The organism is Actinoplanes sp. NPDC000266, from assembly GCF_042899005.1.
In the GTDB taxonomy this organism is placed as follows: domain Bacteria; phylum Actinomycetota; class Actinomycetes; order Mycobacteriales; family Micromonosporaceae; genus Actinoplanes.
In genome coordinates, this window is the sequence record NZ_JBIAZI010000001.1 from 1001335 (window position 1) to 1024206 (window position 22872).

Here is a 22872-nt window from a genome sequence, read left to right on the forward strand (position 1 = left end):
GCTCGCCGGGCGCATTTCGGGTGCCCGGCGAGCTCCCGTCGTCAGTTGGTGAAGACGGCCGGGGTGCCCTCGACGGTGCTGTCCAGGACCGGGGCGTAGCGGGCGGTGAAGAAGCCGGCGCCGGGGCAGGTGACCGGGCCCGACGACTTCGTGAAGGCCTGCTGGGTGAACGTGATCGAGTTGTCCTCGTTGGCCGACACGCCGGTGATGGCGTTCCCGTCGGCGCGGTAGACGCAGGTGACCGAGCCGAGGATGGTGCCCAGGCTCAGCGTCGTCTGGATCGGGGCGGTGTCGCCGCCGCTCACGGTGACGGCGCCGGTGGCGCTGTCGACGGTGGTGGCGAACGGCGTGTTGTTCACCGTCACGCTGTTCACCCGCGTGACGCCGAAGATGTTCGCCGTGCAGGTGGCGAACGTGTGCGACGTGACCGACTCGGTGGCGACGCCGGGCGCCTCCGGGTTGTCAACGACCGTTGCCGTGAAGGCCGACTCGGCGCACTTGATGCCGGTGGTCCCGCCGGCGGTCGTGGTGAAGTCGGCCGTGGTGCCGGTGGCGACCGAGGCGGTCAGTACGTCACCGACGGCGACCGCGGTGCCGCCGGCCTCCCCGACGGTGAGCACGGCGGAGGCGTCGGCCAGGGCCGGGGTGACGCCCAGCCCGACCGAGGCCGCGACCGCGGTGATCACGATGATGGTCCGGTACGCGCGCATGGCTTCTCTCCTCAAAGATTCGGATTGGCGCAGGTACCGACGTTGACGCTCGACTTGTCGGTTTATAGACCCGGGCGTACGTGACGTCAAGGCAACCGGGACGTAACAAAGCACGACCTGCGATCCGCGGCCGTACGACTTGACCGGTCCGCTACCCGGGAGTAACTTCGGCCAATCGACATTGACGCTCGACGATGTTAAATCGCGATTTGTCGATCTAGGAGTTGCCGATGAGAAGCAGGAGAGAAACAAACTGGAAGCGTTTCGGCGCGATGTTCGGCATCACCGCGGCGATGGCCGCCGGTCTGGTGGCGATGACCGCGCAGGGCGTGCTGGCGGCGAACTTCTCGATCTCCGGAATGCCGTTCACGGTCACCGCCACCCAGCTCCAGGGGACCGGGTTCGAGCAGTTCGCGGCGCTGGACAACATGATCGAGGACAGCCCCAACGCCGGTGACACCGGCGGCCAGGTCGTCGTCATCGTCTCGGCCATCGACAAGGCCGAACTGACGAAACTGTGCCAGAGCGTCTCGCTCGGCGGCATGCATCTGAAAATCACCGCCGGCGACAACGGCACACCGGTCAAGGCCGACAGTCTGGTCGTCGACTCCGACCAGATCTCCGGCGAGGCCGACTTCAAGAACATCGATATCGGTCAGGACGCGAGCACCTTCGACAAGGTGAACGACCGGCGCAACGGCGGAAAGATCACCGGCGGCGAGGGCGTTTTCGGACAACAGGCCGACACCGTGTCCATCGCGAACCTGCGGCAGAACAACTACGCCACCACGGCGGCCCGGTTCACGCTGCCGCATCTGCGGATGGCCTTCACCGGCGACGGCTGCTGACGATGTTCTCCCGATGGCGGCACACCCGCCCCTTCTGGGGCGGGTTGCTGGTCACCTTGGCCGGCGCCGAGATCCTGGTGTCGGTCAAGGCCCCGCTGCCGGTGATCATCCACGTCGGCATGCAGGGCCTGGCCGGCTTCCTGGTGCCGATGGTCCTGCTGCTCTGCGGCCTGCTGCTGCTCTTCAGCCCGGCCCAGCGCCTGTTCTACTCGCTGGTGGCCGCCGGCTTGAGCCTGGGTTCCTGGCTGACCTCGAACCTGGGCGGCTTCATCGTGGGAATGCTCCTGGGCCTGGTCGGCAGCGCCCTGGCCTTCGCCTGGCATCCACCCTCCGAAGCCCAGGACCCGCCAGCCGAAGCCCAGGACCCGCCCTCCGAAGCCCAGGGCCCGCCAGCCGAAGCCCAGAACCCGCCAGCCGAAGCCCGGGTCTCGCCATCCGAGGCTGAACCCTCGCCATTCCAAGTCCCGGCCGAAGGCTCCTCGACCCGGCCGCCCGAGGCGTCGGCCCGCTGACCCGCCGATCAGGGGAGGCCGCGGGGGTCGCCGCCGATCAGGGAAGGCCGCGGTGGCGGGTCTCGTCGCTGATCAGCCGGGCGGCCGCAGTCTGCACGGCCGGGTCGCGCCACACCACCGGGAGGCGGTCGTCGTTCAGGCGGGCGGCGGCCTCGGCGATGGCGGGGGCGATGGTGCGGCCCTGCTCGTAGGCGGTCAGCACCGCTGGATGGATGTACGAGGCACGGGCCACGGCCGGGGTGTTGCCGAGAAGGGCGCTCGCAGCCCGTACGGCAGCCAAGGTCGTCGATGTTGCCTTTTGGTCGTGGTGGGCGCCGCCCAGGGCCGCCGCGGCGAGGACGGTGCCGGCCCACGTGCGGAATTGCTTGGCGGTGGCGTCGATGCCGGTGTGCGTGTGGATGTAGGCGTTGACGTGCGTGCTGTGCACCGGCTGCCAGGCGCCGTCGGCGCGCCGCCAGGCCAGGAACGCGGCGCCGCTGTCGTCGCGGGCGATCAGGCGGCGCACCCAGGCGGCGACGGCGGGATCGGTGACTTCGACGACGCGGTGCCGGTGTTCCTTGGCGATGTAGTCGAAGTGCACGGCGTCCCTCGTGACCCGGACGTGGTCGCGGTGCAGGGTCGTCAGGCCGTACGTCTCGTTGTCGCGGGCGTAGCGCTCCGAACCGACCCGGAAGAAGCCGAGGTCGAGCAGCCGCGCGGCGATGCTCAGCACCCGGTCGCGGTCGAGCGCCCGCCGGCCGTGTGGGCCCGCGCCCAGCTCGGCGCCGACATGGTCGCGCAGCTGGGGCAGGGCGCCGGCGAAATCCGGCAGGTGGGCGAACTTGTCGGTGGAGCGGGCCTCGGTCCAGGCCGTGCTGTAGCGGTACTGGGTGCGGCCGGCGGCGTCGACACCCACGGCTTGAACCTTGGCTCCGGGATCGGCGTCGACCCATACGTCGCGCCACCCGGGAGGCAGCTTCAGAGCCCGGATCCGCGCCAGCGTGTCGCGATCTGTCACCGGCCGCCCCGCGTCGTCCACATATCCAGCCGCTCGCGCCGTGCCTTCTGCCCGCGCCGTGCCTTCTGCCCGCGCCGTGCCTTCTGCCCGCGCCGTGCCTTCTGCCCGCGCCGTGCCTTCTGCCCGCGCCGTGCCTTCTGCTCGCGCCGAGCCGCCTTCCTCGGCCGTCGCGGATGGGACGCGGCGGTAGCCGGGCGGGCGGGGATGGTCGTCACTCACCCGGGAAGTGTTGCTCGCGCCGGCACCGAGCCGCTTACGGCGATTGACTGATCCCAAGTAACCCAGGTTCCTAGGATGCCCAACGGGGTGCGAGGGCGATCACGATTCGGGTCGGGCGGGCGGTGGCGACCGGTATCGTCGCGCTCGGTATCACCGGTCCTGAGGAGCGACCCTTGTCCGCTAAGTCCCATGACAGCGCGCGGCTCGCCATCGTGGTCGGGGCGCTCGGCGTGGTTTTCGGCGACATCGGCACGAGCCCGATCTACACCCTGCAGACCGTCTTCAATCCCGAGGATCCGCATCCGGTGCCGGTGAGCCCGGACAACGTGTACGGCGTGGTGTCGCTGATCTTCTGGTCGGTGATGATCATCGTGACCGTCACCTACGTGCTGCTGGCGCTGCGCGTCGACAACGACGGCGAGGGCGGCATCCTGGCCCTCATCGCGTTGCTGCGCCGCGGCGGCGCGCAGCGGGGCGGCAAGGCCGCTCTGATCCTGGCCGGGCTGGGTGTCTTCGGTGCTTCCCTGTTCTTCGGCGACAGCATGATCACGCCCGCTATCTCGGTGCTGTCCGCGGTCGAGGGGCTCAAGACCGTCGAGCCTTCGCTGGGGGAGGCCGTCGTCCCGATCACCGCGGTCATCATCGTCGCGCTCTTTCTGGTGCAGCGGCGGGGCACGGCCGCGGTCGGCCGCGTGTTCGGGCCCGTCATGATCATCTGGTTCACCGTGATCGGCGGGTTCGGGGTGAGCGGCGTCGTCGAGAACCCCGAGATCCTCAAGGCGCTGTCACCGACGTACGCCATGGGCTTTCTCTCCGGGCATTTCCACATCGCCTTCTTCGCGCTGGCCGCGATCGTGCTCGCGGTGACCGGGGCCGAGGCCCTGTACGCGGACATGGGCCACTTCGGGCGCAAGGCCATCACGCGGGGCTGGCTGTTCCTCGTGCTGCCCGCCCTCACCCTCAGCTACCTCGGGCAGGGCGCCCTGGTGCTGAAGGACCAGGCGAACATCAGCAGCCCGTTCTTCCTGCTCGTGCCCGAGTGGGGCCGGCTTCCCCTGGTGCTGCTGGCCACGGCGGCGACCGTCATCGCCTCGCAGGCGGTGATCACCGGGGCGTATTCGGTGGCCTCGCAGGCGGCGCAGCTCGGCTATCTGCCGCGGCTGCGGATCGCGCACACGTCGGAGTCGTCGGTCGGCCAGATCTACGTGCCGTGGATCAACTGGCTGCTGATGGTCACCGTGCTCACCCTGGTCTTCGCGTTCCGCAGCTCGGCGGCTCTGGCCTACGCGTACGGCATGGCCGCCACCGGCACGATCACCATCACGACGCTGCTGTTCTTCTACGTGGCCGGCACCCGGCGGGCGGCCCCACTGTGGCTGATCGGCGCCGGCGCCGGCGTACTGCTGGCCGTGGATCTGCTCTTCGTGGCGGCGAACCTGACCAAGCTGGCGCACGGCGCGTGGCTGCCGCTGCTGATCGCGCTGACCGCGTTCACGCTGATGACCACCTGGCAGGCCGGCCGCCGCATCGTCACGGCCGAGCGCAACCGGCGTGAGGGTTCGCTGCGGGAGTTCATCGCCGACCTGCACGAGAACCGCTCGAACACGCAGCGGGTTCCCGGCACGGCGGTCTTCCTCAACCGGGGCAAGCTGACCGCGCCGCTGGCCATGCGGGCGAACGTCGAGCACAACCACGTACGCCACGAGCACGTCATCATCATGTCGCTGGAGACCCAGCCGATCCCGCGGGTGGCCCCGGAGAACCGGATCACCATCGACGACCTCGGCTACGCCGACGACGGCATCGTGCACGTGATCGCCCGCTTCGGCTACATGGAGACCCCGGACGTGCCGGCCGCGCTGCGCCTGCTGGAGCCCGGCACCACCGAGGGTGACCTCCAGCTCGACCAGGCCTCGTACTTCCTGTCGAAGATCGAGCTGCGCATAGGCCGCACCCCGACGATGGCGACGTGGCGTAAGCGCCTGTTCGTGGCCACGTCGTACATCACGGCCGACGCGGCCGAGTATTTCAGCCTGCCCCGCGACCGCACGGTCATCATGGGCTCCCACATCGAGGTGTGAATGATCAGAGCGGTGATCGTGGACGTGGACGACACGCTGTGCCTGACCGAGGCGGCGTCGTTCGAGTTGGAGAACGAAGCCCTGGCGGCGATGGGGCGGGCGCCCATGTCGCGGGCGGTTCATCTGGCCACCTGGGGGGAGACGCTGCTGGACGCCATGCCGCGGCGGTCGCCGGGGGTTGATCTGGGGCGGTTCGCGGAGCTTTTCCATGTGCTGCATCAGCGTTATCTGGCCGAGGGGCGGCTCGATGTCATTCCGGCCGAGAACCTGGCCGCTCTGGACCGGCTGGTCGAGGCCGGGCGTACGGTTCTGCTTCTGACCTCTCGTACGGAGGTCGAGGTGCGCCATCTGCTGGAGCCCGACCATGTGCTCGCGGGGCGGGTCACCGGGGCCTACCACCAGGGGAACACGCGGTTTCGTAAGCCGGATCCGCGGGTGTTCGACGAGCTCCTGGCCGAGACGGGCTTCCGGCCGGGGGAGTGTGTCTACGTCGGTGACTCGCCGGGGGACGCGGTGGCCGCCGGCGGGGCGGGGATCCGGTTCGTCGCCTGTCTGCAGAGTGGGGTGCGGCGTCTCGACGAGTTCGATTCCGGTACGTCACGGCGGCGGTGGACGCTTTCCCGGAGATCCCTCAGGTGATCCTGGCGACGGCGGCGTAGCACATCGCGTCGGCCACGCTGGTCTTCGGCGGATGGCCGGGGTCGGGGCGCCATTCGACGCTGGAGACCACGCCCGGGTCCTCGATTTCCAGATCTTCGAGGAGACGTACGACCTCGGGCCGTGACCGGGCCCGGTAGGTGCCGTGTTTTCCGGTGGCGAGCATCTCCGTCACCTGGCGGCGGGTCTGCTCGGGCAGGGTGTCGAAGGTGCCGTGGACGATCACCATGTAGCTGCCGGGGGCGAGGGACTGCCGCAGGCGGCGCACGGACTCGTACGCCTGCTCGTCGTCCTCGACGAGGTGGAGCACGCTGGCCAGCAGCACCGCGACCGGGCGGTTCAGGTCGAGCGTGCCGGTGACCACGTCGCCGGTCAGGATCTTCTCGGCGTCGAGCAGGTCGCCGGGCTGGAAGTCGGCGCGGCCCTGCGGGGTGCTCATCACCGTGCCCCGGTGGTGGACGGCCACTATCGGGTCGTTGTCGACATAGACCACCCGGCACGCCGGGTCGATGCGCTGGGCGACCTCGTGGACGTTGGGGGACAGGGGCTGCCCGGCGCCGATGTCGAGGATCTGCCGGATGCCGCGGTCGGCGACCAGGTGGGCGACGGCCCGCATGATCACGGACCGTCCCTCGCGGGCTGCGTCGATCATGTTCGGCAGCACGGTCAGGACGGTCCGGGTGGACTCGCGCTCGACGGCGGTGTGGTCCTTGCCGCCGACCCACTCGTTGTAGCGCCGTGAGGTGTTGAGTCCGGCGATATCCGGCGTCTCCGACATGGACACACCTTAAGTGGTCAATGTGCCGCCGCGGTGCCCCGCTTGCGGCGGTGCAGGGTGAAGGTGACCACCACCACGATCAGGGCGCCGACGATGAGGCCGAGGATCGCGCTGGCCACGGTGTTGACGAGCCAGCCGACGACGCCGCCGAGGGCGCCGGTGGCGTCGTGCGCCGCCTCCTCGAGGTGGTGGACCCACTCGTAGAGGAAGTGCATGCCGAGCTCGTCGGTGCCGACCAGGATGATGTGGCCGCCGACCCAGAGCATGGCGGCCGTGCCGATGACGGTGAGCGCGGTGAGGACCTTGGGCATGGCGTTCACCAGGCCGCGGCCGAAGCCGGCGATGGCGCCGGGCAGCTGCGAGAGGCGCAGGCCGGCGTCGTCCATCTTCACGATGAGGCCGACCGCGCCGTACACGAGCACGGTCATGACCAGGGCGACCACGGCCAGGATGGCCAGGCGGCTCCAGAACGGCTCGTCGATGACCTCGTTCAGGGTGATGACCATGATCTCGGCCGACAGGATCAGGTCGGTGCGCACGGCCCCGGAGATCAGCGACTTCTCGTCCTTGGCCCCCTCGTCGTCGCCGTGGGCGCCGTGGTGGGCCAGTTTCGCCCAGACCTTTTCGGCGCCCTCGAAGCAGAGGTAGGCCCCGCCGAGCATGAGGATCGGGGTGAGCAGCCACGGCACGAACTGGCTGAGCACCAGGATGGCGGGCAGGATGAAGAGGAACTTGTTGCGCAGCGATCCCAGCGCGATCCGCTTGATGATCGGGATCTCGCGTTCGGCGGCCAGGCCCCGCACGTATTGCGGGGTGACGGCGGCGTCGTCGATGACGACACCGGCCGCCTTGGCGCCGGCTTTCGCGGCGGCGGCGCCGACGTCGTCGATGGAGGCGGCGGCGGCACGGGCCAGCACCGCCACGTCGTCCAGCAGGGCTACGAGTCCTCCGGCCAAGGAAACAGTCCTTCCACAACGAGGGCTGAGTGAGTGCGCGCTCATTGTTCCCCAGAAAGCTGCGAGTCATGTCACGGCCCTCGAGGTGATGGTTCCGGGCACCGGCGGGGAGTAGAGTCAGCCTTCAGCACCGCGTCGGGTTCTGCGGCCGTTTCGCCAGGCTCTCCTCTCGGCACCGTCGTTCGATGACGGTCAGCACGAAGCGAACCGAGAGCCCAGCGGAAGGTCAGCCATGTCTTTCATCCATGCCCAGGACAACTTGTCCCAGCTGGTGATGACGGTGCGGGGCGGCGACAGCGTCGACACCGTCGTCGCGCTCGCCGGCGATATCGACATGGACAACTCCGCTCAGGTGCGGCAGTTCCTCGACGGTGTGCTCGAGCGCGAGCGGCCGCGCAACCTGGTCATCGACATGGGTGAGGTGACCTTCCTCGGCTCGGCCGGCATTCACGCCCTGGTGCACTGCCACACCGACGCCGACCGGCTCGGCAGCCGCGTGGAGATCCACCACGCCCGCCCCCAGGTCCGCCACGTTCTCGAGATCTGCGGCATCACCGACATGTTCAACATGGCGGTGTAGCGGCTTTCGACGGCTCCCGCTGGTGTGCCCCGAGATACAAGGGGTACAGAAGGCGGTCATGCAGGCGTTGCGGTTACCGTTTGATCACCGGACCGACAGCGCGACACTGCGGCTCGCCGCGTCCGGGTGGCTGGCCTCGCGGCAGGCGGACGAGCTGGTCGAGGACACCCTGCTGGTGATGACCGAGCTGGTGCAGAACGTCGTGCAGCACACCGGTGACGGTGGGGAGGTGGCGTTGACCCGCAACGGCGACGTGCTCGTGGAGGTCTTCGACAGCAGCCGTGAACTGCCCCGGCTGCTCGGGCCCGACCCGCGGCGCCTCGGTGGGCGGGGGATGCTGCTGGTCGACGCGGTCAGCGACGACTGGGGCAGCCGGCTCACCGACGGCGGCACGGTGGTCTGGGCCCGGCTGCCGGTCAAGCCCGGACCGTCGTGACGTCGTCCAGGCCGACCACGGTCAGGACCGGGGCCAGCAGCTCCGAGGCGATCAGGCGGACCCGTTCGACGTGCGGGAAGACCACGGCCAGGCCGGCGCTGTCGATGTAGTCGATCTTCGTCAGGTCGACGACCACCGTGCCGCCGGCGGCCTGGGCCAGGGCGGCGTCCAGCGCGGCCGCGAACTCGGCGGCGTTGCTCATGTCGATCTCGCCGGCGGCGGTCAGGACGGTCGCGCCGTCCGGGCCCGGCGCGGTGGCGAAGCTCAGTACGGTGCTCATCGCGGGATCCTCGCTCGCAGTCCGACCACGGTGCCGGCCGCGCCGGTCGTGACGGTCACTTCGGTCATCAGCGCCCGCATCAGGCTCAGGCCTCGTCCCCGGTGCGGGTTCTCGGCGGGCTGCGGTGTCTTCCAGCGGCCGCTGTCGGTGACGGTCAGCCGCAGATAGTCGGCGGTCGCGGTGGCGATCAGCCGGATCCGGCCGGCCGGGCCGTGCCGGTGGCCGTGCTCGATCGCGTTGGCGCAGGCCTCACCCGCCGCCACCAGGACGTTCTGGGCGGTGGTGGGGTCGATGCCGGCCCGGGACAGCCAGCCCCGCAGCGCCGAGCGCACCGGGGCCAGACGGGCCGACTCGGCCGGGAAGTCCAGCTCCAGCGGGCCGGGCTGGCGGTAGAGCAGCAGGGCCACGTCGTCGTCGTATCCGCCTTCGGGGGCCATGCTCTCCATCACCTCGGTGGCCAGGTCCTCGATCGAGGCCCCGCGTCCCCGCTGGACGGTGCCGGCGACCTGGTCGATGCCCTCGGTCAGCGGCCGGCGGCGGCGCTCGACCAGGCCGTCGGTGTAGAGCAGCAGGGTGGCCCGGCTGGGCACGGTGTAGTGCGCCTCGGGGCGCCCGGACGGGTTGTGCACCCCGAGCGGCCGGGAGCGGCCCTGGTCGAGCAGGTCGATCGTGCCGTCCGGGTGGGTGACCACCGCGGGCGGGTGCCCCGCGCTGGCGTACGCCAAATCGCCGGTGACGGGGTCGAGAACCCCGCAGAAGACTGTGGCGCACATGGCGCCGGGCAGCTGCACGGCGAAACGGTCGAGGGCCGTCAGCGTCTGCGCGGGATCGGTGTTCTGCAGCAGCAGCGCGCGGCAGGCGCTGCGCAGCTGCCCCATGACGGTGGCCGCCCCCAGGCCGTGACCGACGCAGTCGCCGACCACGATGCCGATCCGCTCGCCGGGCAGGGCGATGGTGTCGTACCAGTCGCCGCCGACCTTCAGCGGCCGCGTGGCGGGGGAGTAGCGCACGGCGAAACCGGCGGGCAGCTGGGCCGGGCCGAGGATGGCCCGTTGCAGGGCGAGGGCGGTCTCGCGCTGCTGGTCGATCTGGTGCAGCCGGTGCAGGCCCTGGCCGAGGTGGCCGGCCAGCAGGGCCAGCAGGGTCTGGTCCTGTTCGGTGAACGGCCGGTTCTCGGCCAGCTCCACCCACAGGGCCATCGTGCCGTTCGGGTGCTCCAGGGAGATGCCGGCGCCCCCGGTGCGCTCCGCGACGGGTGTGAGCAGCGCTTTGTCCCGTACGGAAGCAAGAATTTGACGTTGGCTCTCCGGCAGTTCGTCCCAGCGCGGGCCGGCGCCGGTGGTGGTCACCGCCGGCACGCTGTCGCCGGTGAAGACGGCCGCGTAGACCTCCGTCGCCTGCCACAGCTCACGCAGTTCCTGAAGCACGCTGCGCAGCGCGCCGGGCAGGCTCTCGGCCTGGGTGAGGCGCACGCTGAGCGCGGCCAGGGCGTTCTCCCGCTGCACCGCGTAGTGCTCGGCCGTGACGTCGCGGAACGTGCCGACGATGACACGCCGGCCCGAATCCGGGTCGCGGACCTGGTTGAACGAGGCCGCCACCCACAGCACGTGCCCGTCGCGGTGCGAGACCGGGATCGTGTACGAGCCGCGCGTCTGATCCACCAGCAGGGCGAACGCGTCCTCCACCAGCTGGTAGCCGTCGGGATCGGACTCCCGGTCGGGCCACCACGGGTGCACCGGCGGATAGGGCAGCCCCTCCGGGCCGTACCCCAGAATGTCGGTGAACGTGGAGTTGATCTCGATGACGGCGCCGTCCTCGTCGCAGACGAAGAACGCCTCCTGCAACGAGTCGATCAGTGCGGTGCGCCAGCGGGCGTGATGGTTACGCAGACGGGCCAGTTCGACATTCGCCCGTACGCGGGCGAGCAGCTCCGCCGACGAGAAAGGCTTCACGAGATAGTCGTCGGCGCCGGCCTCCAGACCCTCGATCGAGGCCTCCTGGCCGGCCCGGGCCGACAGCAGCAGGACGGGGGTGCCGGCCGTCCGCGGATCGGACCGCAGGGCCGCCACAAGCTGAAGACCGTCCAGCCGCGGCATCATGACGTCGCTGACGATCAGGTCGGGCTGGCGCACCCGGGCCGCCTCGAGCGCGGCCTGCCCGTCGCCGACGGCCTGCACCGCGTGCCCGGCCGAGCGCAGCAACCGGGTCAGATAGTCGCGCATGTCCGCGTTGTCGTCGGCGACCAGCAGATTCGACCCGGCCTGCTTCGCCGGGACGGCCTCGGCCTTCTCGCCGGGCAGCCAGCGCAGCGCCTCCCGCACGTACGGGTCGGTGGTGGCGGCCGAGACGCCGGCGTTCGTGCCGGCGGGCACGAGGGCGTCGGCCGGCAGATGCTCGGCGCCGAAACGCAGCCGGATGGTGAACGTGGTGCCCCGGCCCAGGACGCTGTCCGCGGTGATCGTGCCGCCGTGCTGCTCGACCAGCTCCTTGACCAGGGCCAGGCCGATGCCGCTGCCCTCGTTGGAGCGCGACTGCGCGTTCTCGATGCGGTGGAAACGCTCGAACAGCCGCGGGATCTCGGCCTCGGGCACCCCGGCGCCGGTGTCGGCGACGGTGACGACGGCCGCGCGGCCCTCGGCGCGCACGGCGACGCTGATGCCGCCGGTGAAGGTGAACTTCAGGGCGTTGCTGAGCAGGTTGAGGACGACCTTCTCCCACATGCCCCGGTCGAGGTAGACCGGCTGGGACAGCGGCGGGCAGTCCACCCGGTAGGCCAGCCCGGCCCGCTCCACCGCCGACTGGAAGACGCTGGCCAGCTCGGCCGTGGCCGTGGCCAGGTCGACCGGCTCGAAGCGGGCCTGCATGCGGCCGGCCTCGATGCGCGAGAAGTCGAGCAGCGTGTTGACCAGTTTGCCCAGGCGCAGCGCGTTGCGCTGGATGACGTCGAGCTCGGCTCGGATCTCCTCGCCCGGGCCCGACCGGTCGAGCAGATCCTCGACCGGTCCCATGATCAGCGTGAGCGGGGTCCGGAACTCGTGGCTGATGTTGGAGAAGAAGGCCGTCTTGGCCCGGTCGAGCTCGGCCAGCTCCTCGGCCCGGCGCTGCTGCGCCTCGTAGCTGCGGGCGCTGGCGATCCCCGCCGCCACGTGGCCGGCCGCGAGCTCGATGAAGCCGCGGTAGCTGTCGTCGAGGGCGCGGAACTGGTTGAGTCCGGCGACCATGAAGCCGTACGGCGAACCGCCCTGTTGCAGCAGCGGCACGAGCAGGGCCTGGCCGACCTGCTCGGTCTCGCCGCGGGACACGGCTTCGGTCGGCCACACCGTGGTGTCCGTCGGAAGTTCACCCGTCGAGGCGACAAGCCGCGCGCTGCCGTGCTCATCGAAGAGGTAGGTCAGCGTGAACGGCAGATCCAGCCGGTTGCGGTCGAGCTGAGCCGCCGCGAAGGTCAGCATCTGCTGCTCGGTGCGGATCGCGCTCGGGTCGGAGCCGAGGTCGCGCAGCGTCGCCATCCGGCGCTCGCCCAGGACCCGCTCGGTCTCCTCGCTGACCACGCAGAGCATGCCTACCCGGGCGCCGTCGTCGTCGCGCAGCGGGCTGTAGGAGAAGGTGTGGTAGCTCTCCTCCGGATATCCGGAGCGCTCCACGAGCAGCAGCAGCGCCTCGTCCCAGGTCGCCTGGCCGGTGGAGAGCACGGTCTCGATGCGCGGGCCGATGTCGTCCCAGATCTCGGCCCACACCTCGCCGGCCGGGCGGCCGAGCGCCCACGGATACTTACGCCCCAGCGTGTCGCGCCGATAGGCGGCGTTGCAGAAGAAGGTCAGCTCGGGACCCCACGCCATCCACATCGGAAAACGCGAGGACAGCAGGATGCTGACCGCGGTGCGCAGACTCTGCGGCCACTGCCCCGGCGCGCCCAGCGGAGTCGACTCCCACTCCACGGCGGCCAGGTCGTGGCCGACCTCACCCCCACCGGCGAACACCTCCGCCGCCGACGCGTTGCTCATCGCCTCGAAGTCTCCCCGGTCCGTACTTGCAGCTCAGCAAAGATACCCACGCCGTCTTATCCACCGTCCGGCCGACCCGTCCTACCCGTTCGTCGGCGGTTGTCACCTGAAAAGATGAGTTTGGCCGAATGGTGATCGAGGGAATTGGTGGGCCGGCGCCGGTTCGAGGAAGGGCCGGCCACGCAGGAGAGGAGCTCGGTTCATGGCAGTCATCACCGCATCGGCCCGCACCACCGACGCCGGCACGGCCCCTGTCGACGCCGGCACGGCCCCTGTCGACGCCGGCACGGTGTCGGAGCCCAACGCGGACGGCGCCAGCGAGCTGATCACGGCGATGGCCGCGATGCCGGCCGGCCACCCGTCCCGCGCGGCCATGCGCGACCGGGCGATCGAGGCCTGGCTGCCGCTGGCCCGCCACCTCGCGCAGCGCTACAGCGGCCGCGGCGAGCCCACCGACGACCTGATCCAGACGGCGACGGTCGGCCTGATCAAGGCGGTCGACCGTTTCGACGCCGACCGCGGCGTCGACTTCGCCGGCTACGCGATCCCGACCATCATCGGCGAGATCAAGCGCCACTTCCGCGACCGCACGTGGTCGGTGCGGGTGCCGCGCCGCCTGCAGGAGCTGCGCCTGGCCATCACGGAGGCGAACAACACGCTGACCCACTCGCTGGGCCGCGCGCCGACGGTGGCGGACATCGCGGTGCACCTGGGGGTGACCGAGGAGGACGTGCTCGAAGGCCTGGAAGGGGCACGGGCGTACAACGCGACGTCGCTGTCGACCCCGGTCTCGGCCGACGGCACGACGGAGCTGGGCGACACGCTGGGCGGCGAGGACAGCGAGTTCGAGCTGGCCGAGACGAGGGCGGCCCTGGGGCCAGCGCTGGCCACGCTGGACGCGAGGGAGCAGAAGATCCTGACGCTGCGCTTCTACGGAAACCTGACCCAGTCGCAGATCGCGGACCAGGTGGGTATTTCCCAGATGCACGTTTCGCGGCTGCTGACGAAGGCGCTGGCCAAGCTCCGTAAGCAGTTGTCGGCTGACGTTCTCTGAGGTTTCTTGATGGCCCGCGCCCCCGGTTGGTGGGTGCGGGCCATTTGCTTGGCTTGCTTGCGCTGGGACGGTGGAGGGCCGGGTGTGGCCGACCACGGCTGGCTGAGGAGCGCTTTACGCCATGGTCGGCCACACCCGGCCCTCCACCTCGCGTGGGGGCCGGTGACGGCCAGGTGGGGGTCGGGGGTCGCTTGGGTGTACGAGGGCTGGGCGGTCACCTTGCGGAGGCGTGGGCCGGGGTTCGCTGCCGCGCTGTGGTCCGGGTGAGGGAGTAGGTCGGGCGGGCCCGGCTGGGTGGTGGGCTGGTCGGCAATTCCAGGCCGGTCGCGCGGGTGGGTGGGAACAGGGCACATAACGCCGTTGGAGTGCTCCTCCAGAGAAGCCGTCGCCGGGTCTCGTGCCGAGTCTCTCGGCCAGCAATTTGGTGGCAACGGCACGGCGAGGGCGGCTCGCCACGCTTGCCTACAGCAGCGGATCTGCCGATGAAGGCTTATAGAAGTAATCGTTTTGCATGCCCTTCGAAGGCGCTCGCCGATGTAGCGTCAGCGGCACTCTTCAGCCGACTGCGGAGATCGCCCCGGTCGCCATTCTGGTGTCGCCTACGTGTATTGCCGCAATTGCGGGCCGCCGGCCAGAGTCATGCGAGCTTTTGATTTTCAGATGGCCCGGCCGGCGCCTACGCGCGGTGCGTGAGGATCCGCCCGGGTGGGTGGGCTCGGCCCGGGCGGTGGCTTTCGCTTGGTCCTCGGGCCGGTCCGGCGTCACCGCCTCAACCCGCTCCACCACCTCAGCCCGAGCCGTCGATCCGGGCCGCGTTGCCGTCTCGGCTGCAACGGCCGGCTCGGCCCGCGCATCCGCCTCGGCATGGACAGTCGGCTCGGCCCGCGCTGCCTGCTCGGCCCGGACTGCTCGCTCGGTGTCGGCGGCCGACTCGACTCCGACTGCCTGCTCAGCCTTGGCGGTCGACTCGGCCCGGGCTGCCTGCTCAGCCTTGGCGGTCGACTCGGCCCGGGCTGCCTGCTCAGCACTGGCGGTCGACTCGGCCCGGACTGCCTGCTCTGCCTCGATAACCGATTCGTCCCGGGCTGCCTGCTCGGCTGGGGTGGCCGGTTCGGCCCGCACTACCGGGTCGGCCACCGCCGGCCTCTCTGTACAACTGACCGGCACACCGTCGGGGACGGAAGCGGCCACCGCCTGCTCAACGGGCCGACACGGGCGCCGCACCCAGCTGACCTCGTCATCCCAGATCAACGGCGGTATCCGCTCGGTCGAATCATGCAGACCCAACTCACCGCACAACCGCGAACACCCATGCAACCGGCACAGCTTCAACGCGTGGCGTCGTTGAAGACCCCATTTCCGCCGCTCGTCCTGACCGCGCCGGAACTCCACCATCTCCGGCGAATGACTCGGCACCCCCGACCAATCCCGCATCGCCGCAATACCCGACCTGGAAAAGAACCCCAGCTGCGCCATGAACCATTATCCCGCACCCCGAAGATCGACAGCAAAGAAACGATCACGCCAACCAAAATAATGTGGGGAAGCACGTTTCCAGCCCGCGAGATGCGCATTCTCACGCCGCTGATCGTGTGCGGCATCCGCTTGGACCGACACCCTACGTTCGGTGCGCACTTACGCCAAGGATCCCTGCGACTGCAGCGGGCCTACGCGGGTCAGGGCGTGATGCCCCACTTCTCACGAGCGAAACGCCAGAAAAGTGACACGGCTGCGGGAGCGGGCCGCACGATCCGTTCATCCCACCCGGTCGGAGCCCAATGCTCGATGAGCACGTCCTGAGTGCCAGGGTCGTCGGCCGGGCTGTGGGCGGACCCAGATGACGTCGATCGGGCCGGCGTTCGGTACTGGTGTCGTGGTGACGGCCAGATCGTGCATCGAGCACATGTCGGCTGCGGCGCTGGCCACAGAGATGCCCACCCTGCTGCCGGAGACGATCTACGGCGGGGGCAGGGTGGGCGATCCTGTGGTTGCTTGGCTGGTCAGGGCGGTGGGGCGACGGCCGAGATCACGTGGATCATGGCGAACTCGCCGCCGGTGCTGAGGCAGTCCGCGGCGACCTTGGGCAGTTCCGTGTCGCTGGTTGTGGGGTTCGCGTAGCCGCCGGCGCCGGTGACCCGGCTGCCGACCGCTATGGGGTCGCGGTCCGGCACCTCGACGCCGGCGACCTCCGTGCCTTTCTTCCAGACCTTGGTGCCCGGTGGCCAGACGGCGACGTTGCGGGTGCCGCTGGCGCCGTCGGCGGTCGCGTCGAGAACGAAACAGTCGGCGTCGCCGAGGTAGCGCACGTAGCCGTCGACCTTGGCGTCGTCGGAGCGATCCCGCACGTCGTGGACGAACAGTGTGGGATCGGTCTGTGCGACCGACACGTCTGATCCCGACCCGCAGCTCGCGCACGCCAGGGCCGCGAGAACGACGCCGACCGTCCGCGTCCTAATAAAGGGCAACTGTCACTCCTAGCGACGTCGGCAAGTATACGACCGGGGTGTAGAGATCGCGGTTGCCGAACCAGTATTTGTAACCTTGGTGGATGCCGTAGGCGCGATTGTTGGAGAACCACGCGCCTCCGCTGTCTCCGCCGGCCGCCGACCGGGTGTTCATCGCGACCAGGCCGCACCGGCTGCCGTTGCAGTGGGCGAGTTGATAAACCGTGTCGCAGTGATAGCCGGACGCGTTGCCCTGCAGGCACATCTGCTGGCCCGTGATCGCCGCTCCGGTGCCGGTGACCGCGCGATAACCGGTGTTGGCGTAGAACTGGTTGGGAAAGCTGTGCCCGACGGCCCGGTGAACCTGGACGTCGCCGTAGTTGCCCGAGTGTTCGCTGACGAAGGTGAGAGCGACGCCGGCATATGACTGGGCGTTGCCGCAGTGCGCGGCCGTCGTGGTGCCGCGATACATCGACCAGATCACGTTGAACCCGGTTGTGCATCCTCCGCTGAGCCCTCGGCCGCCGTACACCGTGATGTCGTCGCCGCCGACGACGTCGCTCACGATCTGGACCTCGACCGGAAGATCGGTGTTCCCGGCGGGCAGGCCCGCCGTGAGGTTCGAGCGGAGGTCGGCCAGGCGGCCCCGGGCCACTGCCGAGGGCTGCACCATCACGGTTATCGCGCCGGTCTCGATGTCGTAACCCGAGGACGCGTCGGCCACCACGTCGGTGCGGCCGAGTACCGAGTAATGGACCTGTTCCAAGCGCTGCTTCAGTTCCGCCTCGCTGAACCCGCAGCCCGTGCGAACCGCGACCGGAACCGGAGAGGCGCGGAGCATGTCGAGCGCCGATGCCGGAGCGTCGTCGGCGAATGCGACCCAGGCCCGGCTCTGGCCGTCGTCGACTATCCGTGCTCCGCCGTACTCGCCGGGGAACGCTTCCTGCACTTGGCCCACTACCTGTGAGAGCGACTCATGCCAGCCGTAATCATCGATGGCCTGCGCTACGGAGATGCCTTTCTGCGTGGCCAGCTGCGTGATGTCCTCGGTGGCGGATGAGGGCAGAGACGCGCGTTGCGAATTCCAGCTCGCCGATGGCATGACGATTTTGCTCGACGCGCACGAAGTACCCTTGACCGGCGTGTTCGGTACGGCCGAGGCCGGTGCCGACGTGACGAAAAGCGTCATCGTCATGCCGACGGCGGCTACGAAGGTGGGACGTCCAAAAGTCCGACGATTCTCCACAGACACTCCTCCCGTAAATAATGTCCATGGGTGCGAGGCCGTCTGTATCGCCAGATCAAAGGCATTGACCGACCTCAATTGCCTAGGAGTAAACGTGGCGCGGTGACGCTTCGCTACTCCCTCGACATTCCGTCGCCGTCCAGCGGGACAACCGACAAGGCCGCTAAGTCCGGCCGATGGTCACGGAACGTGTCCGATGTGGACTTACGGCGGTGAATGCCCGAAAAACGCGAGCTAGCGGGGCTGCAGGGACGTGGTGGCGGCCCATGACGCCAGCAGTGTCAAGGCGTGTGCTGTGGGGGAGTCGGGCTCGGCGGCGTAGATGGTCATGCGCAGCGTGGGGTCGGCTACCAGGGCCATGGTCTCGTAGGCCAGGTCCAGGTCGCCGACGACGTGGTGGTGGAAGTGTTTGACGCCGGTGCCGTGCAGGCGGACGTTGTGGGAGCCCCAGCGGCGGCGGAACTCGTCGCTTCGGGTGGACAGCTCGCCCACCAGGTCGTGCATGCCCTTGTCGTGGGGGTCCACGCCGGCGGCGGTGCGCAGGTTCGCGACCGTCATGTCGGCGAACAACGCCCAGTCGGGGTAGAAACGGCGGGCCGCGCTGTCCAGGAACGTGAAGCGGGCGAAGTTCGGTGGGGCGGACGCGTCGGCGTACAGGTCGCTGTGCATGGCCTTGCCCAAGTGGTTGGCGGCGATCAGGTCGGAGCGGTGGTTGACGACGATCGCCGGGGCGTTGATGGTGTCGAGCGACCACTGCAGGCTGGGGCGGACCGTCGCTGGGCGAGGGCGGCGGCTCGGGCGCAGCAGGGCGCCGCTGCCGTTGGCCTCCTGGGCCAGGTGCATCAGGTGGGCGCGCTCGGCGTCGTCCAGGCGCAGCGCGCGGGCTATCGCCTCGAGCACGCCGGCCGAGACGCCGGCCAGTGAACCGCGTTCGAGTTTCGCGTAGTACTCGACGCTCATCCCGGCCAGCGCCGCCACCTCGCTGCGCCGCAGGCCCGGCACGCGCCGCCGGCCGGCCGAGGGGATGCCCGCCGCCTCCGGCGTGATGTTCGCGCGGCGCGAGGTGAGGAACTCGTGCACTTCGACTCGGTTGTTCACACCTCGACGGTAGGGCGAGACGTGCCCGGGTGGGATGTACTGGCGGTACACCCTTTGTCAGGAACTCCCGCGCGCCCGGCTGGGCTGGTTGCCTGGAAACATGCGAGGAGCGATTTTGTACGCCCCGGGCGACGTCCGGGTGGAGCAGCGGCCCGATCCGCGGATCGAGCTGCCGACCGACGCGGTCATCCGGGTCGGCGCGGCCTGCGTCTGTGGGTCGGATCTGTGGCCGTACCGGGGAATTCAGCCGGTCGGCGGACCGTCGCCGATGGGACACGAATATGTGGGCGTCGTCGAAGAGGTCGGCGGCGCGGTGACCAGCCTCAAGAAGGGGCAGTTCGTGGTCGGGTCGTTCTGGGCCTCGGACAACACCTGCGAGATCTGCCGGGCCGGTTATCAGAGCGCCTGCGTGCACCGCGTGCCGATGGGGTCGCTGGGCGCGCAGGCCGAATACCTGCGGGTGCCGCTGGCCGACGGGACGCTCGTGGCGACGCCGGAGATGCCGTCGGATGATCTGATCCCGAGCTATCTGGCGGCTTCCGATGTGCTGGGGACCGGCTGGTTCGCGGCGGTGGCGGCCGAAGCCGGGCCGGGTAAGACCGTCGCTGTCGTCGGTGACGGCGCGGTCGGGCTGCTGGCCGTGCTCGCGGCCAAGCAGCTCGGGGCGGAGCGGATCATCGCGATGAGCCGGCACGCGGACCGGCAGAAGCTGGCGCTGGAGTTCGGGGCGACCGACATCGTGGCCGAGCGCGGGGACGAGGGCATCGCGCGGATCAAGGAGATGACCGGCGGGCTGGGGGCGCACTCGGTGGTCGAGGCGGTCGGCACGCAGGAGTCGATGACGCAGGCGATCCACTCCACCCGGCCCGGCGGCAACGTCGGCTTCGTCGGGGTCAGCCACGACGTGAGCCTCGACGGCATGGAGATGTTCTGGTCGCTGGTGAAGCTTCAGGGTGGGCCGGCGCCCGTACGCCGCTTCCTGCCCCACCTGATGGAGCTGATCGGCGACCGCACCATCGACCCGGGCAAGGTTTTCGACCTCGATCTTCCGTTGGAGCGGGCCTCGGAGGGGTATCAGGCCATGGACGAACGCCGGGCCGTCAAGGCTCTGCTGCGTCCCTGACAAGATTGCTTGCAGAAGCAAAAAAATATTAAGGAGTACGTCATCCTCACCGTCAACGCCATCGCCGCCCCGTCCGCCACCGAGCCGCTCGTGCGCACCATCATCGAACGGCGTGACCTGGGGCCGAAGGACATTCTGATCGAGATCCGGTACGCCGGCATCTGCCACTCGGACATCCACACCGTGCGCGGCGAGTGGGGCGAGGTGGCGTACCCGCTGACCGTCGGCCACGAGATCGTCGGTGTCGTGGCCCGGGCCGGGGCCGAAGTGACGCGCTTCCAGGAGGGCGACCGCGTCGGCGTCGGCTGCATGGTCAACTCGTGCCGGGACTGCGACAACTGCCGGGCCGGGCAGGAGCAGTACTGCCTCGGCGGCAACACCGGCACGTACGCCAGCGTCGACCGCGACGGCACGATCACCCAGGGCGGATACTCGACGCACGTCGTGGTCGACGAGGACTTCGTGCTGCGGGTCCCCGAGTCGATTCCGTACGAGAAGGCCGCGCCCCTGCTCTGCGCCGGCATCACCACGTACTCGCCGCTGGCGCACTGGAACGCCGGGCCCGGCAAGAAGGTCGCCGTGGTCGGCCTCGGCGGCCTGGGCCACATGGCCGTGAAGATCGCGGCCGCGATGGGCGCCGACGTCACCGTGCTGTCGCAGACCCTGAGCAAGAAGGACGACGGGCTCGCGTTCGGCGCCACCGCGTATCACGCGACCAGCGACCCGGCCACGTTCGAGGCCCTGGCCAACAGCTTCGACCTGATCGTGAACACGGTCAGCGCCCCGATCGACATGGCCGCCCACCTGGGCCTGCTGCGCCTGGGCGGCACGCTGGTCAGCGTCGGCGCCCCGCCGGAGCCTTTGCCGGTGCAGGTGTTCAGCCTGTTCAACAACCGGCGTTCGTTCGCCGGATCCAGCATCGGCAGCATCGCCGAGACGCAGGAGATGCTCGACTTCTGCGCCGAGCACGGCATCGCGCCCGAGGTGGAGATCATCGGAGCCGACGACGTCAACGAGGCGTACGAGCGGGTGCTGAAGTCCGACGTGCGCTACCGCTTCGTCATCGACATCGACACTCTTAGGGCATGACCACACTTGCCATCGTCGGCGCGGGGGAGGGGCTCGGCGCGGCCGTCGCCCGGCGCTTCGGCGCCGAGGGCTTCAGCGTCGCGCTCCTCGCCCGCCGCCAGGACCGGCTCGACAAGCTGACGGCGGAACTGCCAGGTTCCCGGGGGTACGCAGCCGACGTGCTCAACGCGGAAGCGCTGGCCTGGGCTCTGGAACGGGCGGCCACCGACCTCGGGCCGATCGAGGTGCTGCAGTACAGCCCGCTGCCGCAGCGGCAGTTCCTGAAACCGGTGCTGGAGACATCCGTGGAGGAGATGCGGGAGGCGGTCGAGTTCTCCGTCGCCGGCCCGATGACCGCGGTGAACCAGGTGCTGCCGGGGATGCGGGAGCTGGGCCGCGGCTCGATCCTGTTCGTCAACGGCGGCAGCGGCGCCCGCCCCAACCCGAGGGTCGGCGGCACGTCGATCGCATTCGCGGGCGAGGGGGCGTACGGGCAAATGCTCCATGAGACCCTCAGCGCCGAAGGCGTGCACGTCGGGCAGCTGATCATCCCGGGGGCGATCGAGCCGGGCCAGGCGGACGGGCTCGCGGACAAGCTTTGGCGGATGCACACCGACCGCGGCGAGTTCCGGGTTTTCGCGTCATGACGTACGAGATCTACACCGTGGCCGAACGGCCCGAGCTGGCCGAGAAGGGCATTCCGTCGGCCGAGGTGTGGCCGGAGTACAACCTGCACGGCGACCGGCTCAACCAGTGGTGGGGGCACCTCGACCCCGAGCTGGCCGACTACCAGTTCTTCCTGGTCGACGAGAACGACGACGTCGTCGCGGAGGGGCACACCGGGCCGCTGTGGTGGGACGGTGACGACGCGACCCTGCCGGGCGGGATCGACGCGGCGATCGAGCAGAGCTTCGTACGGACCCGGGCCGGCCAGCCGGTGAACACGCTCTGTGCGCTGGCCGCCGAGACTCCGCGTGACGGGCGGCGGCGCGGCATGGCCGCGGAGTTGCTCGGAGCCATGCGGGTGATCGCCGGGCGGCAAGGGCTCACGCACCTCGTCGCGCCGGTGCGGCCCTCGTGGAAGGAGCGCTATCCGCTGACCCCGATCGAGAGGTACGTCGGGTGGCGGCGGGCCGACGGGCAGCTGCTCGACCCGTGGATGCGGGTGCACGAGCGGCTCGGGGCGCGGGTGGGAGCGCCGCTGCCCGAGTCGATGCTGATCACCGGCACGGTCGGGGAGTGGGAGAGCTGGACCGGGCTGGTGTTTCCGGACAGCGGTGACTATGTGTTCCCGGAAGGGTTGGCTCTACTTCGTGTCGACCTTGGCGAGGATCACGGGTCGTACTGGGAACCGAACGTCTGGATGATTCACCCGGATCTCTCGTAGGACGTCAGGAGCTCGTAGTCCTTGGCGGGGCCGGTCGCGTGCCAATGCTCGGTGTAGCTGTCCGGGCCGGTGATGCGGCCGGCCACGACGTACGTGTCGGCCGCGCACGGATGCTCGGCCGACCAGGCGTCCTCGCTGAGGTCGAGCAGGTAGAAGGGGCGGCCGTCGGCGAAGGTGACGTCGAGGCGGTGGCCGCCGCGGTCGTGGTAGCGGAGCGACCTCGTGGCCGGGCCGCGATGATCCCCGTACGACAGCTCGCCCTGCTCGAAATATGACAGATCGTCACTGAACTCGGCCGTGCCCACGAACGCGCCCTCGACGCCCGCCCGGTGATCGACGATGCGCCGGCGCACCCGCCAGTGGCCGCGGAGGAACGACGCCACCGGGCCGTCCC

Annotated in this window: 22 protein-coding genes and 1 pseudogene; 11 read left to right on the forward strand and 12 right to left on the reverse strand. The window is 69.7% G+C overall.

Going from position 1 to position 22872, the window contains the following annotated elements; translation table 11 throughout:
* Positions 1-41: 41 nt before the first annotated feature.
* Positions 42-710 carry a Tat pathway signal sequence domain protein gene (locus ACFY36_RS04105; RefSeq protein WP_499744406.1) on the reverse strand — a complete coding sequence of 223 codons (669 nt, stop codon included), beginning with the start codon at positions 708-710 and terminating at the stop codon, positions 42-44.
* A 230-nt stretch (positions 711-940) separates the two neighbouring features.
* Between ACFY36_RS04105 and ACFY36_RS04110 the strand changes: the two genes are divergently transcribed.
* Positions 941-1558 carry a DUF6230 family protein gene (locus tag ACFY36_RS04110; RefSeq protein WP_499744407.1) on the forward strand — a complete coding sequence of 206 codons (618 nt, stop codon included), beginning with the start codon at positions 941-943 and terminating at the stop codon, positions 1556-1558.
* Positions 1559-1560: 2 nt separating this feature from the next.
* On the forward strand, positions 1561-2070 hold the full coding sequence (locus ACFY36_RS04115) for a DUF6114 domain-containing protein (protein ID WP_499744408.1): 510 nt from the start codon (positions 1561-1563) through the stop codon (positions 2068-2070).
* Positions 2071-2107: 37 nt separating this feature from the next.
* Here ACFY36_RS04115 and ACFY36_RS04120 read toward each other — a convergent pair whose 3' ends face one another.
* Both ACFY36_RS04120 and ACFY36_RS04125 read right to left on the reverse strand, forming a co-directional pair.
* Complete coding sequence (locus tag ACFY36_RS04120) at positions 2108-2965, reverse strand: DNA topoisomerase IB (RefSeq protein ID WP_499744855.1); 858 nt, start codon at positions 2963-2965, stop codon at positions 2108-2110.
* Positions 2966-3286, reverse strand: a pseudogene (locus tag ACFY36_RS04125) (DNA topoisomerase IB-related protein); the annotation flags it as partial.
* Between the two features lie 173 nt (positions 3287-3459).
* Between ACFY36_RS04125 and ACFY36_RS04130 the strand changes: the two are divergent.
* Positions 3460-5367, forward strand: coding sequence for a potassium transporter Kup (locus ACFY36_RS04130; RefSeq protein ID WP_499744409.1), 1908 nt, complete (start codon positions 3460-3462; stop codon positions 5365-5367).
* Positions 5368-6006: an HAD family hydrolase gene (locus tag ACFY36_RS04135; RefSeq protein ID WP_499744410.1), complete on the forward strand. Its 639-nt coding sequence runs from the start codon at positions 5368-5370 to the stop codon at positions 6004-6006.
* Here the strand turns inward: ACFY36_RS04135 and ACFY36_RS04140 are convergent.
* Both ACFY36_RS04140 and ACFY36_RS04145 read right to left on the reverse strand, forming a co-directional pair.
* Complete coding sequence (locus ACFY36_RS04140) at positions 5999-6802, reverse strand: SAM-dependent methyltransferase (RefSeq protein WP_499744411.1); 804 nt, start codon at positions 6800-6802, stop codon at positions 5999-6001. The genes ACFY36_RS04135 and ACFY36_RS04140 overlap by 8 nt on opposite strands.
* 17 nt (positions 6803-6819) lie before the next feature.
* Positions 6820-7758: a DUF808 domain-containing protein gene (locus ACFY36_RS04145; RefSeq protein ID WP_499744412.1), complete on the reverse strand. Its 939-nt coding sequence runs from the start codon at positions 7756-7758 to the stop codon at positions 6820-6822.
* A gap of 232 nt (positions 7759-7990) precedes the next feature.
* Between ACFY36_RS04145 and ACFY36_RS04150 the strand changes: the two genes are divergently transcribed.
* The gene (locus ACFY36_RS04150; protein ID WP_499744413.1) at positions 7991-8338 is read left to right on the forward strand and encodes an STAS domain-containing protein; all 348 of its coding nucleotides are present in this window, start codon (positions 7991-7993) and stop codon (positions 8336-8338) included.
* A gap of 58 nt (positions 8339-8396) precedes the next feature.
* Complete coding sequence (locus ACFY36_RS04155) at positions 8397-8774, forward strand: ATP-binding protein (RefSeq protein ID WP_499744414.1); 378 nt, start codon at positions 8397-8399, stop codon at positions 8772-8774.
* Here the strand turns inward: ACFY36_RS04155 and ACFY36_RS04160 are convergent.
* Positions 8755-9054, reverse strand: a complete 300-nt coding sequence (locus ACFY36_RS04160) for an STAS domain-containing protein (protein ID WP_499744415.1) — start codon at positions 9052-9054, stop codon at positions 8755-8757. The two genes, ACFY36_RS04155 and ACFY36_RS04160, sit on opposite strands and share 20 nt — an antisense overlap.
* Positions 9051-13058, reverse strand: coding sequence for a SpoIIE family protein phosphatase (locus ACFY36_RS04165; protein ID WP_499744416.1), 4008 nt, complete (start codon positions 13056-13058; stop codon positions 9051-9053). Before ACFY36_RS04165 ends, ACFY36_RS04160 begins: the two co-directional genes overlap by 4 nt.
* A 202-nt stretch (positions 13059-13260) precedes the next feature.
* Between ACFY36_RS04165 and ACFY36_RS04170 the strand changes: the two genes are divergently transcribed.
* The gene (locus ACFY36_RS04170) at positions 13261-14112 is read left to right on the forward strand and encodes an RNA polymerase sigma factor SigF (protein ID WP_499744417.1); all 852 of its coding nucleotides are present in this window, start codon (positions 13261-13263) and stop codon (positions 14110-14112) included.
* A gap of 555 nt (positions 14113-14667) precedes the next feature.
* Here ACFY36_RS04170 and ACFY36_RS04175 read toward each other — a convergent pair.
* The 4 genes from ACFY36_RS04175 to ACFY36_RS04190 form a co-directional block, all read right to left on the reverse strand.
* Positions 14668-15588: a hypothetical protein gene (locus ACFY36_RS04175; RefSeq protein ID WP_499744418.1), complete on the reverse strand. Its 921-nt coding sequence runs from the start codon at positions 15586-15588 to the stop codon at positions 14668-14670.
* Between the two features lie 524 nt (positions 15589-16112).
* Complete coding sequence (locus tag ACFY36_RS04180; protein WP_499744419.1) at positions 16113-16499, reverse strand: hypothetical protein; 387 nt, start codon at positions 16497-16499, stop codon at positions 16113-16115.
* Positions 16500-16563: 64 nt separating this feature from the next.
* Positions 16564-17751 carry a chymotrypsin family serine protease gene (locus ACFY36_RS04185; protein ID WP_499744420.1) on the reverse strand — a complete coding sequence of 396 codons (1188 nt, stop codon included), beginning with the start codon at positions 17749-17751 and terminating at the stop codon, positions 16564-16566.
* A gap of 285 nt (positions 17752-18036) precedes the next feature.
* Complete coding sequence (locus ACFY36_RS04190) at positions 18037-18900, reverse strand: helix-turn-helix transcriptional regulator (RefSeq protein ID WP_499744421.1); 864 nt, start codon at positions 18898-18900, stop codon at positions 18037-18039.
* Positions 18901-19000: 100 nt separating this feature from the next.
* Between ACFY36_RS04190 and ACFY36_RS04195 the strand changes: the two genes are divergently transcribed.
* From ACFY36_RS04195 to ACFY36_RS04210, 4 genes are read left to right on the forward strand one after another with little or no spacing between them, the layout of a single operon-like run.
* The gene (locus ACFY36_RS04195) at positions 19001-20023 is read left to right on the forward strand and encodes a zinc-dependent alcohol dehydrogenase family protein (protein ID WP_499744422.1); all 1023 of its coding nucleotides are present in this window, start codon (positions 19001-19003) and stop codon (positions 20021-20023) included.
* Between the two features lie 42 nt (positions 20024-20065).
* Positions 20066-21112 (forward strand): NAD(P)-dependent alcohol dehydrogenase, encoded by a 1047-nt coding sequence (locus ACFY36_RS04200; RefSeq protein WP_499744856.1) that lies wholly within the window; start codon positions 20066-20068, stop codon positions 21110-21112.
* Positions 21109-21738 carry an SDR family NAD(P)-dependent oxidoreductase gene (locus ACFY36_RS04205; RefSeq protein ID WP_499744423.1) on the forward strand — a complete coding sequence of 210 codons (630 nt, stop codon included), beginning with the start codon at positions 21109-21111 and terminating at the stop codon, positions 21736-21738. The genes ACFY36_RS04200 and ACFY36_RS04205 overlap by 4 nt, the downstream gene beginning before the upstream one ends.
* Positions 21735-22478, forward strand: coding sequence for a hypothetical protein (locus ACFY36_RS04210; protein ID WP_499744424.1), 744 nt, complete (start codon positions 21735-21737; stop codon positions 22476-22478). The genes ACFY36_RS04205 and ACFY36_RS04210 overlap by 4 nt, the downstream gene beginning before the upstream one ends.
* Here ACFY36_RS04210 and ACFY36_RS04215 read toward each other — a convergent pair.
* Complete coding sequence (locus ACFY36_RS04215) at positions 22460-22861, reverse strand: DUF6314 family protein (RefSeq protein ID WP_499744425.1); 402 nt, start codon at positions 22859-22861, stop codon at positions 22460-22462. The genes ACFY36_RS04210 and ACFY36_RS04215 overlap by 19 nt on opposite strands.
* Positions 22862-22872 lie beyond the last annotated feature (11 nt).

What these genes read in the sequence shown, in the direction of transcription:
- ACFY36_RS04105 (WP_499744406.1), bottom strand. Translation starts at nt 710, where the DNA reads ATGCGCGCGTACCGGACCATCATCGTGATCACCGCGGTCGCGGCCTCG.
- ACFY36_RS04110 (WP_499744407.1), top strand. Translation starts at nt 941, where the DNA reads ATGAGAAGCAGGAGAGAAACAAACTGGAAGCGTTTCGGCGCGATGTTC.
- ACFY36_RS04115 (WP_499744408.1), top strand. Translation starts at nt 1,561, where the DNA reads ATGTTCTCCCGATGGCGGCACACCCGCCCCTTCTGGGGCGGGTTGCTG.
- ACFY36_RS04135 (WP_499744410.1), top strand. Translation starts at nt 5,368, where the DNA reads ATGATCAGAGCGGTGATCGTGGACGTGGACGACACGCTGTGCCTGACC.
- ACFY36_RS04140 (WP_499744411.1), bottom strand. Translation starts at nt 6,802, where the DNA reads ATGTCGGAGACGCCGGATATCGCCGGACTCAACACCTCACGGCGCTAC.
- ACFY36_RS04150 (WP_499744413.1), top strand. Translation starts at nt 7,991, where the DNA reads ATGTCTTTCATCCATGCCCAGGACAACTTGTCCCAGCTGGTGATGACG.
- ACFY36_RS04155 (WP_499744414.1), top strand. Translation starts at nt 8,397, where the DNA reads ATGCAGGCGTTGCGGTTACCGTTTGATCACCGGACCGACAGCGCGACA.
- ACFY36_RS04160 (WP_499744415.1), bottom strand. Translation starts at nt 9,054, where the DNA reads ATGAGCACCGTACTGAGCTTCGCCACCGCGCCGGGCCCGGACGGCGCG.
- ACFY36_RS04165 (WP_499744416.1), bottom strand. Translation starts at nt 13,058, where the DNA reads ATGAGCAACGCGTCGGCGGCGGAGGTGTTCGCCGGTGGGGGTGAGGTC.
- ACFY36_RS04170 (WP_499744417.1), top strand. Translation starts at nt 13,261, where the DNA reads ATGGCAGTCATCACCGCATCGGCCCGCACCACCGACGCCGGCACGGCC.
- ACFY36_RS04175 (WP_499744418.1), bottom strand. Translation starts at nt 15,588, where the DNA reads ATGGCGCAGCTGGGGTTCTTTTCCAGGTCGGGTATTGCGGCGATGCGG.
- ACFY36_RS04185 (WP_499744420.1), bottom strand. Translation starts at nt 17,751, where the DNA reads ATGACGATGACGCTTTTCGTCACGTCGGCACCGGCCTCGGCCGTACCG.
- ACFY36_RS04195 (WP_499744422.1), top strand. Translation starts at nt 19,001, where the DNA reads ATGCGAGGAGCGATTTTGTACGCCCCGGGCGACGTCCGGGTGGAGCAG.
- ACFY36_RS04205 (WP_499744423.1), top strand. Translation starts at nt 21,109, where the DNA reads ATGACCACACTTGCCATCGTCGGCGCGGGGGAGGGGCTCGGCGCGGCC.
- ACFY36_RS04210 (WP_499744424.1), top strand. Translation starts at nt 21,735, where the DNA reads ATGACGTACGAGATCTACACCGTGGCCGAACGGCCCGAGCTGGCCGAG.